We start from the raw sequence: 13,390 nt of genomic DNA, 5'->3' as shown, positions 1-13,390 counted from the left end.
TGCTAATGCATGTGAAATCAACGTATGGAGTGATCGTATGACATCGAAGATTAATTGTCCGCTTTGCGGTAATGAAGCAGGACAAATGAAAGACAGGTCAGATGTTTACCTGATAAACTGCCCGAATTGTGGTGACTTCCAGATCACCCACGAGTGCTTAGAGGATTTGCCTGCTGAACGAAAACTTCTACCACAGTTGATGAAGGTATCGGCATTCACTTGATACCGCACAATCAACAAAGAGCCGGTAGCAACACTATTCATCGGTAATCCTAACGGCTATACAGAGGGGTATACGATTCATCAAATCGTTGATCAGTTCCCCTCAGTACCGAAACGCAAAATAAGAGCTCTGCAGAATCTTCAGGCTCTTTCGAAATATTGGGGTGATGCAGTAGCAATTGAACGCAGGGACTACTCCGTATTCTTCCCTGAGGTAAACGAAGAACAGCCGAGCTTGATGATGGTACGTACTTTAGTCGAAGAAGGCTTAGTCACTGGTGAGGTGAAGTTCCCGACACAACTTACGTTATTGGAAAAGGGCTATTCGCTCTTGAGGGATCAAGCAGTTCCTGCAGCTCCATCGCCAGCATCTAAAGCTCCTGTAATAGAGGAGCCGACTCCAGTCGCAACTCAACCAAGTAAGTTGGATGGTTTGCATCCGAGAGTGTTGGGGGTCGCCAAAAGGCTTTTCGAAGATGGGCATTATCGTTCGGCTGTCCTCGATACTTATGTAGCGTTGGATAATGATGTTCAGCTAAAAAGTAGGCTACAACATGTTGGTACAGAACTAATGCAAAAAGCTTTTACAATTAATAATAAGAAGGGGACTACTGAGAGGGCAACTATTCTTAAGGTAGCTGGCGGTGATGACCCACAACAAGGTACCATGTGGTTATTCTCTGGCGCTGTGATGGGAATTCGGAACGTCTTAGCACATGACTATACGATACATCCAACAGAGCAGGAAGCGTTAGAACAACTTTACTTTGCATCGATGTTGTTCAGTAGACTCGATAGGGCTATGAATGTTGAAGCGGAGCAACTCATTGCTGAGATTACTCAGCTGAGTTTCAAGCTTGACGGAAATAATTGCTACTCTTACGCATCACAAATAAGAGGATTCCTTGCTTCTTCGAGTGATTATGTTGATGCTGAACTGCAGAGGATCTGTTTCGGTAAGATCTTTGAATTAATTAAAAGTACCTTTTTCAATGACCAAAATGTGGGTATCGATTTGTTATTAGAGTTGGATTCATCAATCTTTGAGCTCATTACTTTTGAAGAGCATATCGAGTTGATCTGCGCCATTTATAAGACAATTTGTGGTAAATTTAAGTCTCACTCTGCGTTAGCCTTAATTGAGGATGGATTTGAGCCTATAACAAAGAGTTTGAAACTGTTTCAGAATCATCTGCTCTCTAGCGATGAAGCGCTTCAAAGTGTATTAAAAAAGATTGAGTGTAATGATGACTTTTTAAGGTCAATTACGCACAATTCTGGTTTAGAGTTTATGGTCGCATTCCTCCAAAAAGTAGTCGATAATGAGTTCGTGTTGAGAAGGAATGACTTGAGTTCTCTCAGTTATGAATTGAATCGCGTAGGAAAAAAAGGTCTTGAAGAATTGACTGAAAAAATCAACACGATGAACGAGGAACTTTATAAATAACACAAACCGTTAATTGAATTCATAGACTCAGTCGCATTCACAAACTAACGCTATGTAATGCTTGGATGTGGCGAGAGTGGGAATGGCCAAGGAGTATCATGACAAAAAGTTATATATTATCTAAAGCAATCTGAAATACTTTTAGTCACATAGACAAATGATAAATTGTCCGGGGTTCGGCATCTACATCCAGCCGAGCCCCGGAGTTTTATATATTCTGCTTCAAATGATCTAATAATAACAAATAAGGAGAAACCAATGAATTTGAACGACTACGAGAGAACGGCCTAGAAAAAGGAGAATGGATTTCGGTGTTAAAAACTGAGATACTCACTGTAAGAACAGGGATCATGAAAATTCATGAGTTTGGTGGCCCTTCCCGTGTACAACTATCCAAAATACTGACAATGTTCAACATTGAAGTTGTGGAAGAATAGCTCGTTATATAAAACCTTTTCACATAACCCGTTAACCCCATATGGTACAATAAGGAATGAGTAGGAGGTGCTATTTGAGTGAAAAAAGATAGAAACACTGGAATGGTTCGTAAAGTAGACTCTTTTTAGGTAGAATTGTGCTACTTATTGAAATGAGACGAATACTTGGGATTGAGGTTGGCGATCCCTTTGAATATTTTCTGGACGAAACAGACGACAAACTGATACTAAGAAGATATCGATCCCAGGAATGCATGTTTTGTTCATCTATTGAGGAAGTATCATATTTCAGAGATTATTTTATTTGCAGAACATGTCTTAATCAGATACCTACATATGTAAATTCGTTAGATAGGGATCATGAGCGTCCAGTACTTCCACCTGACGAAACATATTACGACCATAATGAAATATCACAAACCAAGAAGCAGAATCGGCGTGAAGTTGCTCAAATGCGACTAACGAAAGTCATGGAATAATACCCAAATGCATCACAGCAATAATGGGCTGAAATTCTTGGCATATCCCAGGGCAGAATCAGTCAAATGAAGAAACAAATGAAAGAAAATAATAAATAAATCTGAAAATTCTACATGAATTCCGATCATTACTCGATTAAAATCGAATGATCTATACTATAACAGGAAGGTATTAAAATTAAATAAAGAGTAGCGTGTTGAGTATGAAAAAAGAATTAGTAATGCATCCAGGAATCTATCGGTTTAGATGGCCGTATATACCAGGTCCAATGGTGCGAAATGAAGAAGGAAATGTCATTATCTATGACTGCGATGTTGTCATGAGAGTCGGGCAAGAGGAAGATTCAAAAGAAGGAAAATTAGTTACCATTATTATCACCTCAGATAGACCCCCAGGCGTTCAAAATAGCATTGAACACATTGCAACAAAAATTCGGATTGCTTTCTTCGATCAAATCTTTCATGAGAACCACTGGGAAAAATCCATAATCTCTGAAGATAGAATCCGCTGGATTGAACAACATCTATTTTCAAAAGGAAGCAATCCAGGAGATACTTCCGCAGATCAAAGCTTAGAAGTTACAATGGAATGGGATGCCAAAAAGCACTTATATCGTGATCCAAAGTGGACAAATACATCCATTAGATACAACTAAGTCGCAGCATATCTGGTTTAAATCTTTAAAAAGTATTTGGAGGACTATATGGGGATCGAAGAAAAAGAGGAGGATATAAAAATGAACAAGGAAATACGTGAATTTCTGTACGAAATAGAGGAGCCCTTTATCAAGTTTCTGTACAAACATCACACATATCCAAACTGCTGTCATATATCATCAAGTTTAGTTGCAACATATTTAAGTTCGCACACTAATCAAGAATTTAAACATAAATATTATCGTGCACCATATTCAATAAACGCTCATTCGTGGGTTCAATGTGGTGATTATATTTATGATCTTGTCTGGTACCAGGATAGCTTAGAAACTAATACATATAAAGAATTTGAGAATGAGCTTACTACATCTAAACCAGATATATCCAGTTATTTTAAGCATCTGCGTAAAATTGAGCGTCCTAGTGATTCAGTATTCCATCTTAAAGACAAAGAAGGAATTGATAATAATCCCATGTTCTCCTACTACAACGAGCAATCAGCAATTGAAATACTAAAACAAGAGAACTATAATGGTGGCACATCTAAGCTATCAGTAGATGAATTTATGAGATTTGCACGAGGTAACTCAGAAAAAATAAAATCTAAGTTAACTGAAAAAGAGAATCCTGTTACTGGATTAATGACACTTAAATGTTTGTTATAAGCTGTCGAGGGACACAAGAACATGGTTCCATTGAAGTCGCAAGATGTCCAAGGACAAGAACATTGTTCTATTCAAAGTCGCTATTACAGCACATAACGGTATCATTGACGATCGCAGCTCAGGCCGTATAAAGGCAGTTGAATACAAGGTCGCGCCACTTCCCAATTATGGAGGCACGCCATCGCTAATTATGTTTACATTGGAGGAGCTGACAGAAGGGACTAGAACTCAGTATTTATGTCAGTTTCCCGAACGTATAAAATATTCAGACGGCGAGTTGACCTTTAAGGACAATCATCACTACTTCACAGTCAAACGACAAAAATAATTGTTTTCCAGATGGCGCCCTAGGGCGTCTTATTTCTGTCTACGATTTGATAACAAAGCGTAAAGTGGGTTTATAGAGTGATTGGACACTCGAAGCCACCTCAGATACACTAAATGAAATGAGGAGAGTGTTCATGAAAAGACGATTTAGATGCCCCGTTGCGGCGAAAAAGGAGTATGTCGTAGAAGTGCGAATGTAGTGTTCGTTTTGTGTTGTCATAATTAGTGAGAATTATATATTTATGCATTAATATACAATAGATTTAAAGGAAACATATTTTGAGAGTAATTTAATTATAGGGTATTCAGTACATTAGAAATTGAGTTGTTATTTAGAATGAATTGATACAGATTCAGGGGGAATAAAAATGAATTTTATTAAACGGATTTTTGGTATAGAAAAAACAAAAAAGCAGAATGATAATACAAAAAAATTCAAAGATCCGGGTGATTTGTCTTTAGGAGAACAGAATCGTTCACTTTCTAATGATGTATCCTATGAACTATCTATGAAGAATGAGCTGGGGTTGTCTTTATACTCATCCCATGTAGGTGTTCCTACTGGGAATACGGCTACTGATTTTTACGTGTATGAATGGTTCATCAAGAGCACAGGTGAAGTATTCTATGTCGGTAAGGGGCGCGGTAACCGGTTTAAAGATTTCCACCAGAGAGCATATGAAGCCGAAAGAATTCGTAATATGTATGATACGGAAAATCGATTTATTGGTATGGGATTAACAGAAGAACAAGCATTGGAACTAGAGACACAAGAAATGGTTAGGCTTCTAAACGATACTAATGATAGATTAACGAATCGTATAATACCGCTGTTTACTAAACGCGGTAATGGATATGAACGTAGTCTTAATACCCCTCTACTGTCATTTGAAAGAGCTCCTCATCAGTATGCAAATGAGATTGAGGAACATTACTTCAACATAACCTCACGTCCATTTGATAAAGTTGAATATGATAACTTAAAAGCAGTAGTTTTTATTACCCGAAATATGAGGAATGAGCTGAATATCATATATAATGGTAATCCAGACAAATACATAAGTGAAACAAAGAAATTATTATCAACCAGTGGGAATAAAATACTCAAAAGTCAATTTGCAAAGTCGGTCACATCGTGGATTTATATTGGAGATGAAGGTGTATCCAGGGTTAATTTAGATCAAGAGAAAGCATTAGAAAGGCTCGGGATACATATTCCTGTTTATCATCTTATAGATGTATGGAAGCTTTTAAAAGAAAAATGGGATGTAGTGGAGACAAATTCTGTTGAAGAAATTCCAATATATCCAATCCATAATCGAGTCTTGCTTCAAGATATTAAGCATTTGAATAACTGGGAAAAAGGTTTCGATGAAGGGTTCTCATATTGGGAAGAAGGCGAAATAGAAAGAAAAGAGGGCCGTCTCGAAAAAGCTATTGAACTATTTAATATTGCAAGATATAACGGATACAATGCTCCAGCCTTATATAAATCGTATGCAATGTCCTATCGAAAATTGAAAGACTACGATAATGAGATAGCAATATTAGATGAGGGCCTCGTACGTTATCCATCTCTAGAATTAAAGGAGCGTAGAGAAAAAGCTCTAGAGTTAAGACAAAAAATAAATAAAAAATAAATAGGCCCTTGGCTTGTAACATCCAATTTGATTGAGAACTAGGCACAATCAACAAAGAAGATTGAACGAGCGGGTATGCTAGTCGGTATACATAAGGCCCTTCGAGAGAAGGGCTCTTTCAAAGATACGGCTTCACTCAATATTCTCAAATGAATAACTTTAAAGGCTTGTTCTGATAACACGACCTTATAGCTTGATAGTGGCTTTCATTATTAATCAGCAAATTACCTTCTGTCACATGTTGATTATTGAATCCTCCAAGTATTTTTCAAGCTCGTCATTTGGTCTTATCATAAAAGTTAACTTATTGATTTAACATTAGATATAAGGAGGGTAGTAGTATTCAATATTTATATAGTGATGTCGAATAGTTACATAATGGTAGAATCAAGGTCAATTTATATTTGCTAACGGCGCAGCGAGCGCTTTTATCCATAATTTCTCATATTTAGACAAAGAGGATCTAGAACGGGAAACTACTCGTACAAAAAAAGTTGAAATATTGAACAAAAATCTTTGAGGTTCATTGTTTGGATAAGCAGTTCAAACTTCACCAAAGATTGGATCTGTCTAACATGAAGGTTAATCTCAATACTAATTCTCGGCAAATTTGCTACATAGCGGGATTATGCGGACGATTGATTTTACAATATATACAAAAAGAAAATATTGGAATAGAATTAAATCATAATTTATGTCATGGGAGTGATTGAGAGTATGAAAAAAATTCAGATTTCTACTAAAGGAATAAAAAAGTCGCTTAAAAAATATACATACCTGCAATCGATCTCTGAATATATTTGGAACGGTTTTGATGCAAAAGCAACTATAATTGAGCTCCAAACATTCCAAAACGAGTTAGGTTCTATTAACGAAATTCAAATTATAGATAATGGGTATGGAATAAAGATCCAAGATCTAGAGGGTAAGTTCACCCCCTTCTTCGAGTCTGATAAATCAATAGATCCTAATCTAAGATTAAGAAACATGCTATCCGCTACTCATGGAAAAAATGGTATTGGGCGTTTGACATTTCATCGTTTTTGTTCCGAAGCCGAGTGGATAACAGTCTATAAGGATGAATCAGTAAAAAGGAAGTACTCAATACATATAAAAGAGAATAGTCTGGACACTTACAATGTCACTAATCCAAATATAGTGGAAGAAAATATCGGTACATGCGTTATTCTAAGAGGGATTTACGAAACAAGTATTGATATAAGTGAAATAAAAAGATTTCTTTGTCGTGAATTTGGATGGTATTTAGAATTATACTCAGGGCAGGGGTATAAAATTAAACTAAACGGTGAGCTCCTAGATTACAATAACATTATAGGTGAAATTGAATTTGATACATTTGAGTTTCCTCAGATAGATAGTTCCTTTTCTGTTAAATATGTGCGATGGAATGAGCGGTTGAATCATGAATACTCTAAATATTATTTTATCGATTCTAACAATAACGAGAGACATAAAATAAACACTAAATTTAATAATAAAGGTGATTCATTTTATCATAGCATTTATATTCAAAGTCACATTTTTGACGATTTTTCCTTTGACGATATCCAAGATGGACAACAAGTAATTTTTGGTTACAACACTGAATCAGATGAATATAAATTTATGATTGAGAGATTGAACGAATACCTTAGAGAAAAAAGGAAACCATTTCTAATAAAATATACTGACGTTGTTATTCAAGATTTCAAGACTGTAAATGCATTTCCAGAATACGGGGGAAATCCATGGGATGAAGTTCGTAAGGAAGAGCTTGAGAATTTAATACGAGAATTATACCAAGTAGAGCCTAAAATTTTCGTTAAACTGAATGTAGAACAGAAAAAAACTTTTGTTCGATTTTTGGATCTAATTATGGATGCAGGTGAGCGAGAGAAGCTGTTCGATGTTCTGAATGGAATTGTTGAATTAGATAGCACAGAGCGAAAAGAATTATCCGATATGCTTAAAACGAATCACTTATCAAATGTTATTAAAACTATACGCTTGGTTCAGGATCGATTTAAGGCAATAAACTATCTACAGGAAATGGTCTTTCGAAAGGATTTAAGAGCTAATGAAGTTGATCATTTACAGAAGTTTATTGAAAAGCACTATTGGATTTTTGGTGAACAATATCATCTTGTTACAGCGGCCGAACCCAAATTTGAGGAAGCGTTGAGAAGATACGTACATTTACTAACGAAAGTTGAGATAGAAGGGAAAATAGATCATCCTGATAAGCTTAGAGAAATGGATATATTTATGGTCCGGGTTGAAAAGCAGGTTGAAAGAATTAGCAATATTGTTGTTGAACTCAAACATCCATCGATTAGTCTTGGAAAAAAACAATATGACCAAGTTATTAACTACCTCCAGGTAATTCTTAATCAACAAGAATTCAACTCATCACAAATGCAGTGGGAGTTTCTGCTTGTTGGAAATAAGTTTGATCAAACAGGTTATATTGAACAATTATTAGAAAACGCTGCTAACCATGGCGAGCGTTCAAAAGGACTAGTTTTCAAAACAGGAAAATTCAAAGTTTATATAAAAACCTGGGCAGACATCTTTACGGAATTTGAAATAAGGCACAAATATCTGGACGATAAATTGCAACTAGAAAGAGCAAAATTAAATGATCGTTTAGATCAAGTGGGTCAAATTATTGAAATACAAGAGGAAAACACAGCAATAATGCCAGATCAATATGTCATTCCCCAAAAATAAAAGTGAGGTGCAGTTACTATGGATACTCTGCTCAGTTTAATTAGAGAAGGTGTAGTAGAAGAAAACTATACAATAATTCCTAATGGATTCATTGATAATGGATGGATTGCAAAGGCACCATCTATTGCATCTCCTATACTGATGGGTTTATGTCTTACAATATCAAAAGGACTGAATAAAAATGAAATACTGAATTATTTAGAAGAACAATATTCCGATGACAACAATTATAATTATTTTGTCGCTCGTCATGATTTTAAGGATAAGAATGAACAACTCGAGTTTTGGGAAAATCGACAACGCGAAACAAAAATAAAATATTCACTAGAATCTGCAAATTATAAGTATCCTGTTTGTCTTCAAGATATGCTAAATTTGTTTGTACAATGGGGCATTGTTATTGAAGAGGATGAAACTTATGACTTAATAATTTCTCCTTTCCCTACGCCCGAATCTCTTGGGATAAATTGAAATTTAATCACGATATTTGATTTTAGTCTGCAGCTTGAAGTCGTATTTTTGCGACTTCTTATTTAATTCAAGCACCGCCTACAAAATGGTAATATATTTTCATAGTGTAAGGAGCATTATAATGAATTCATTCTTTGAAAGTGGTATTCCAACCATCGTATCAATTATGACTGTATTTTTTTTATTTATTAAAACTTTCATAAAAACATTCAACAAAACAATAATTGATTATACTATGGAGGTTATAAATATAAGTCTATGGGAAAAGTTTTTAGAACATATTCTAACATCTTTCGTGTTAGTCGTTTTACTCCTAATACCGATATTCATAGTTGAACTTAGCACTTTTACTGCCTATTTCATATTCTATGCTACGGTTTTTATTTTTTTGATTAGTGGTTTGATAATAACCATTTACTTAATTCGTTTCATGTTCAAAGGTTTTCATAGTAAGGTTTTAAATGTGTTCGTCTTTATTAACTTCATTTCAGTTATCTTTATGCCTTTTCAAGTAATTAAAACATTGAATATGGATGCATTATACAAACTCCTTAGCAATTATATCGTTTCTTTTTTAGTACTCTCTGTACTTGTTACCTACATAGCGTTTACTTTAGATATTTATCCTAAGTTATTTAAATATTTCAACAAGAAGGAGTCTAAAAAACTTAAAATAAAAGTAATAGCTGATCCGTCCAATGAATTAGAAACACTACATTTTCATTATATGCTAGACAGTGAAAGACACGTATTATCTGAATCTAGAAAGCTCGAAAAGATAAATGATTCCTTCTTTATTTACTACCCTAAAGAGAATGTTCTTTTAAAATACTATTACTAAAATTAATTATTCTTCTTATAATAAAAGAGGGCATAGCCCTCTCATTACTATTGTTTTTTGTATGTTTGGTTTTTCTTTGGGGTTGGTGGAAGCGTATCACCTTGCTTTACAGTAACACCGGTTTTAATCGTACCACCTCTCGGACCAAGAACTTTATAATCTCCTGTTTTTGGGGCCGAATTACCTGACTTTAATGGCTTTGACATATTATCACCTCCTTGTACTTTCTTTTACGAAATATTTAAGTACAAGTTTCTAATTACTATGTTAGAAGAATTACATAGAGAAGATGGATTATATGTCAAAAGGCGATATCTAGCCACAGGATAGGTTGTAATCAACCAAGTTTCTAATTATAATGCATATATAGGTGTAAGTGCTCCCAGGATTACAGGAGTCGTTTAATGATGAAACGTAGTACGGAGAAGCTGATTAAATGGTGTTGGATTTTTTGGGTAACGTTTCTGTTGTATAGATTACTTAGTCATTAATTAAAGAACAAAGTACGTACACCTATTAATTAAATCTAAATTCCTGGAACCTCCTCTTATTTTAAGGGGAGGTTCTTTAAACATAAAAATAATACTTTCATTGTTTTTTCAAAATATCCATTGTTTAAAACAAATAACAATGGTCAATACCACTCACTAATCTGATCACAAAGGAGAATAGATTAGTGAGTATAGAGAAAATCATTCAATTTGTTCAATCATCAAACTATGAGCAAATGAACTCAACAGGTGCAAAAATACAATTGCTGAGACAAGTCATTGGTGAATATCAATCATCCCTGGGACTTCAACGACTTGAATGGACAGAGCATGGCGTTGTTGGAAAATTCATTGCAAATAAACACTATGATATGAAAAATCCAAAATTGTTCGACTTATTAGAGAATCATGGAGTTCTGTCTAAAGTGGTCCGGATTAAATTAAAACAATTAAATGAGACAGAGAAATTATCGCTTCAAGAATTCTGTACGGTTGGCAACGAATATTTAAGATTTACTCCAATTAGAGGAAATGGTGGCTACAATGAAGAGGAACACAGTGTATACAGAAAGTATGTAACCAACAAAAATATATATGACCTCTTAGACCAATGGAAGCATTATAAAAGGATCTACTCTAACTTTGTTGAACACTGGGAATCTATTCGTAATCTGGCATGTAAGGAGATGTTGAGCACGAATCAGCACAAAGTAACCTTACCTGTAGGGAAGCTAAGTGTAGTAATTCCAGATCCAAACATTGATACCGATGCTGCATATAAAATGGGAGGGGGGAAGCTGCTACAACGAAGCGGAAAGATTAATATGGATCAAGTAAGATTATATGCAGCTAGAGGATACTTTTCATTGTCACAAGTGTATAAGCATCTACAGGTGGAGAACATCCAAACGAAATATTTGCTTTTAACATTAAAAAGTGAGCGAAATATGATGGAGGGATTAGTTCAGCAGAATAATAGATACTCTTGGATTAACTTACAAAGTGAAGCAGCATGGGAAATATAAATTTGAAACAAAGAAGGCCGATGTCTATGACATCGGCCTTTCTTGTCTTAACTATCAAAAAATTCAGATAAGAGCAGGTTAACCTTTTTTAGATCGGAAGATTTCATAGGCCAAAGCTTCTCATTGACTTCGTTTAGCAATTTCTCTTTATCACTTTTTCCAGTCTTAACATACTTGCTGTAATAAAAAAGTTCATGGACATTGACTTGAAGAGCATCCGCAATTTTCTGGAGATTTAACAAGGTAATATTTTTCTCGGCACGTTCAACGCCCCCGATGTAGGAGAAGTGAAAACCAGCCATTTCGCCTAATTCTTCCTGCGAATATCCTTGTTTTTTCCGTAATTCGCGAACACGCTGTCCTACTAATCTTAAAACAGGTTCGTTCATTGCCACACCTCTAATTCAGTCTAAACAATGGGAAACCTTCGATACATTAATGTATATAGATTATTTAATTATAATGATACGTTTATATATCAATTTGTTTGGGCATACATGATAAAGGAGGTGGATGGGATGACAAATCACCTAAAAGCAGATGTTGGAATTGCTACCATAACAGCGCAAGGAATTTTGTTTAACGACAGAATGTACACGAACCGTGCAGTGATAAAAAAGAAATGGTTTGTATTAGCGAGAGTGGAAGGAGAGTGGAAGATACCGGTTATTTACTTACAAAACTATCATGAAGCCATAATTATTATTTCTTTAAAACACCAGGAGGTAAGTCTAGCCACATGGGTTAATGTTAGAGATTTGAATTTGAAAGAAGTAGAACACTATCATAAGAAATTAAATCAGTTAAAGGAACTGAAGAAAAACACAACTGAACAGATCAACTAGGAGCTTTATTTGAAAAACCAAAAGAGCCTTATCTGGCTTAGATAAGGCCACCTTGTAATGATGGTCATTTGATAATACTAGACAAAATTAAATACTTCTCCACTGCTTCAATATTACGTTGAGCCAATTGCTGCTTTGTGTTTCTCACAGTATTTTTTTCAGCATACTGTAGACGAAAAGAATGGGTAAGATGCCTAGTAGTCACTTCAGAGGCACCGAATTTTGAAGCATACTTTTTAACAAAAACTTGAATAGTCCTTTTAGAAATTCGTTTCCCGTGTACTTCACCATTGCTCTTAGCTAAAAAGAATGCTTCTTCCTCATTTTGAGGATTATAAAATTTCGTTCTAGTATTCATGTATTCAATAAGGTATTGTTTAGCTTTTTCTCCAAACATAACTTTATGTCTCATTCTGACTTTGGCTTGTTGTCTCGTGATTAGGATATAGTTATCGATCAGATTTAAATCATTTATGTCCATATTAACTAAATCACTTACAATTAAGCCGGATTCCAAAAGTAATGTAATAATACTCACATCTCTGGCTCGATTTTGAATATAGAACCGCTGAGCTTGGAGGTTATTCTGCTCAGAAACTCCTTCCTGAACGAATTGAACAAATTGATAGATCTCATTAAATCTTAAAACTTTGTTTTGCATCTGACGAGCGACTTCCATTGGACCTTTGGGCCTCTTCATTGTAAATGTAGCAAACCAATTACGGCGTAAAACTGGAACCCCCTTGATCTCAAACTCGAGATGTATAAAGCTAAATAATGAACGTAATGCGTTAAACCTACGCAACATAGAGCTATATTGCAAATTTCTTGAAACATATAGATGGTTAACAAATTGTTCCACATGCTCACGTTTAATATCATTAAACAACTCTAATTTCAGCTCACTTTCAGACGCAACGTATGGCCAAAGCTTTGGTCTGATCCAACTAAAGAATATACGAAAATCCCTTGAGTATTCTAATAGACTTGAAGGCGAGACGTTCTCATCTAGCTTCTGCTCAATAAAGTTAGTAACTACCTTAGGCAGCTCATTTGCTATGTCTGATAGTTTTTCTAAATCACGAAATTCTTGTACCTTCATTACCTGAAACA

At 35.1% G+C, this 13,390-nt stretch carries 13 protein-coding genes; 10 read left to right on the top strand and 3 right to left on the bottom strand.

All coding sequences use genetic code 11. The annotated features are described in order from the left end of the window. Positions 1 to 460 precede the first annotated feature (460 nt). The 8 genes from PPA03S_RS03425 to PPA03S_RS03395 all read left to right on the top strand — a co-directional run bounded on the left by PPA03S_RS03425 (position 461) and on the right by PPA03S_RS03395 (position 9,075). Entirely contained in the window at positions 461 to 1,669 is a 1,209-nt protein-coding gene (locus PPA03S_RS03425) for a TIGR02391 family protein (protein WP_062319787.1), read from the top strand. Positions 1,670 to 1,980: 311 nt separating this feature from the next. Further along, positions 1,981 to 2,106, top strand: a complete 126-nt coding sequence (locus PPA03S_RS34170) for a hypothetical protein (protein WP_281189007.1) — start codon at positions 1,981 to 1,983, stop codon at positions 2,104 to 2,106. 682 nt (positions 2,107 to 2,788) lie between these two features. Then, positions 2,789 to 3,241, top strand: a complete 453-nt coding sequence (locus PPA03S_RS03420; RefSeq protein ID WP_062319785.1) for a hypothetical protein — start codon at positions 2,789 to 2,791, stop codon at positions 3,239 to 3,241. A 48-nt stretch (positions 3,242 to 3,289) separates the two neighbouring features. After that, complete coding sequence (locus PPA03S_RS03415) at positions 3,290 to 3,907, top strand: hypothetical protein (RefSeq protein ID WP_062319784.1); 618 nt, start codon at positions 3,290 to 3,292, stop codon at positions 3,905 to 3,907. Between the two features lie 43 nt (positions 3,908 to 3,950). Further along, complete coding sequence (locus tag PPA03S_RS33630) at positions 3,951 to 4,235, top strand: hypothetical protein (protein ID WP_062319782.1); 285 nt, start codon at positions 3,951 to 3,953, stop codon at positions 4,233 to 4,235. Between the two features lie 367 nt (positions 4,236 to 4,602). After that, positions 4,603 to 5,874 (top strand): GIY-YIG nuclease family protein, encoded by a 1,272-nt coding sequence (locus PPA03S_RS33800; RefSeq protein ID WP_062319780.1) that lies wholly within the window; start codon positions 4,603 to 4,605, stop codon positions 5,872 to 5,874. 717 nt (positions 5,875 to 6,591) lie between these two features. Then, complete coding sequence (locus tag PPA03S_RS03400; protein WP_062319777.1) at positions 6,592 to 8,604, top strand: ATP-binding protein; 2,013 nt, start codon at positions 6,592 to 6,594, stop codon at positions 8,602 to 8,604. A gap of 18 nt (positions 8,605 to 8,622) precedes the next feature. Beyond that, positions 8,623 to 9,075, top strand: coding sequence for a DUF6042 family protein (locus PPA03S_RS03395; protein ID WP_062319776.1), 453 nt, complete (start codon positions 8,623 to 8,625; stop codon positions 9,073 to 9,075). A gap of 888 nt (positions 9,076 to 9,963) precedes the next feature. Here the strand turns inward: PPA03S_RS03395 and PPA03S_RS32720 are convergent. Continuing rightward, entirely contained in the window at positions 9,964 to 10,122 is a 159-nt protein-coding gene (locus tag PPA03S_RS32720) for a YjzC family protein (protein ID WP_143038097.1), read from the bottom strand. A 470-nt stretch (positions 10,123 to 10,592) separates the two neighbouring features. On the opposite strand from PPA03S_RS32720, the gene PPA03S_RS03385 reads away from it, so the two are divergent. After that, positions 10,593 to 11,432 carry a hypothetical protein gene (locus PPA03S_RS03385; protein ID WP_062319772.1) on the top strand — a complete coding sequence of 280 codons (840 nt, stop codon included), beginning with the start codon at positions 10,593 to 10,595 and terminating at the stop codon, positions 11,430 to 11,432. A 47-nt stretch (positions 11,433 to 11,479) separates the two neighbouring features. On the opposite strand, the gene PPA03S_RS03380 is transcribed toward PPA03S_RS03385, so the two are convergent. Next, complete coding sequence (locus tag PPA03S_RS03380; protein ID WP_062319770.1) at positions 11,480 to 11,821, bottom strand: helix-turn-helix domain-containing protein; 342 nt, start codon at positions 11,819 to 11,821, stop codon at positions 11,480 to 11,482. Positions 11,822 to 11,950: 129 nt separating this feature from the next. Between PPA03S_RS03380 and PPA03S_RS03375 the strand changes: the two genes are divergently transcribed. Then, positions 11,951 to 12,277 carry a hypothetical protein gene (locus PPA03S_RS03375; RefSeq protein WP_062319768.1) on the top strand — a complete coding sequence of 109 codons (327 nt, stop codon included), beginning with the start codon at positions 11,951 to 11,953 and terminating at the stop codon, positions 12,275 to 12,277. Positions 12,278 to 12,341: 64 nt separating this feature from the next. On the opposite strand, the gene PPA03S_RS03370 is transcribed toward PPA03S_RS03375, so the two are convergent. Further along, positions 12,342 to 13,379, bottom strand: a complete 1,038-nt coding sequence (locus PPA03S_RS03370) for a tyrosine-type recombinase/integrase (RefSeq protein ID WP_062319767.1) — start codon at positions 13,377 to 13,379, stop codon at positions 12,342 to 12,344. Positions 13,380 to 13,390 lie beyond the last annotated feature (11 nt).

It is taken from the genome of Paenibacillus pabuli NBRC 13638, from assembly GCF_001514495.1.
Taxonomy (GTDB): domain Bacteria; phylum Bacillota; class Bacilli; order Paenibacillales; family Paenibacillaceae; genus Paenibacillus; species Paenibacillus pabuli.
This window is presented reverse-complemented; position numbering and strand designations above follow the sequence as displayed.

Excerpts from the sequence above, each read along its gene's own strand:
- PPA03S_RS03425 (WP_062319787.1), top strand. The coding sequence starts at position 461 with ATGATGGTACGTACTTTAGTCGAAGAAGGCTTAGTCACTGGTGAGGTG.
- PPA03S_RS03420 (WP_062319785.1), top strand. The coding sequence starts at position 2,789 with ATGAAAAAAGAATTAGTAATGCATCCAGGAATCTATCGGTTTAGATGG.
- PPA03S_RS03415 (WP_062319784.1), top strand. The coding sequence starts at position 3,290 with ATGGGGATCGAAGAAAAAGAGGAGGATATAAAAATGAACAAGGAAATA.
- PPA03S_RS33630 (WP_062319782.1), top strand. The coding sequence starts at position 3,951 with ATGTCCAAGGACAAGAACATTGTTCTATTCAAAGTCGCTATTACAGCA.
- PPA03S_RS33800 (WP_062319780.1), top strand. The coding sequence starts at position 4,603 with ATGAATTTTATTAAACGGATTTTTGGTATAGAAAAAACAAAAAAGCAG.
- PPA03S_RS03400 (WP_062319777.1), top strand. The coding sequence starts at position 6,592 with ATGAAAAAAATTCAGATTTCTACTAAAGGAATAAAAAAGTCGCTTAAA.
- PPA03S_RS03395 (WP_062319776.1), top strand. The coding sequence starts at position 8,623 with ATGGATACTCTGCTCAGTTTAATTAGAGAAGGTGTAGTAGAAGAAAAC.
- PPA03S_RS32720 (WP_143038097.1), bottom strand. The coding sequence starts at position 10,122 with ATGTCAAAGCCATTAAAGTCAGGTAATTCGGCCCCAAAAACAGGAGAT.
- PPA03S_RS03380 (WP_062319770.1), bottom strand. The coding sequence starts at position 11,821 with ATGAACGAACCTGTTTTAAGATTAGTAGGACAGCGTGTTCGCGAATTA.
- PPA03S_RS03375 (WP_062319768.1), top strand. The coding sequence starts at position 11,951 with ATGACAAATCACCTAAAAGCAGATGTTGGAATTGCTACCATAACAGCG.
- PPA03S_RS03370 (WP_062319767.1), bottom strand. The coding sequence starts at position 13,379 with ATGAAGGTACAAGAATTTCGTGATTTAGAAAAACTATCAGACATAGCA.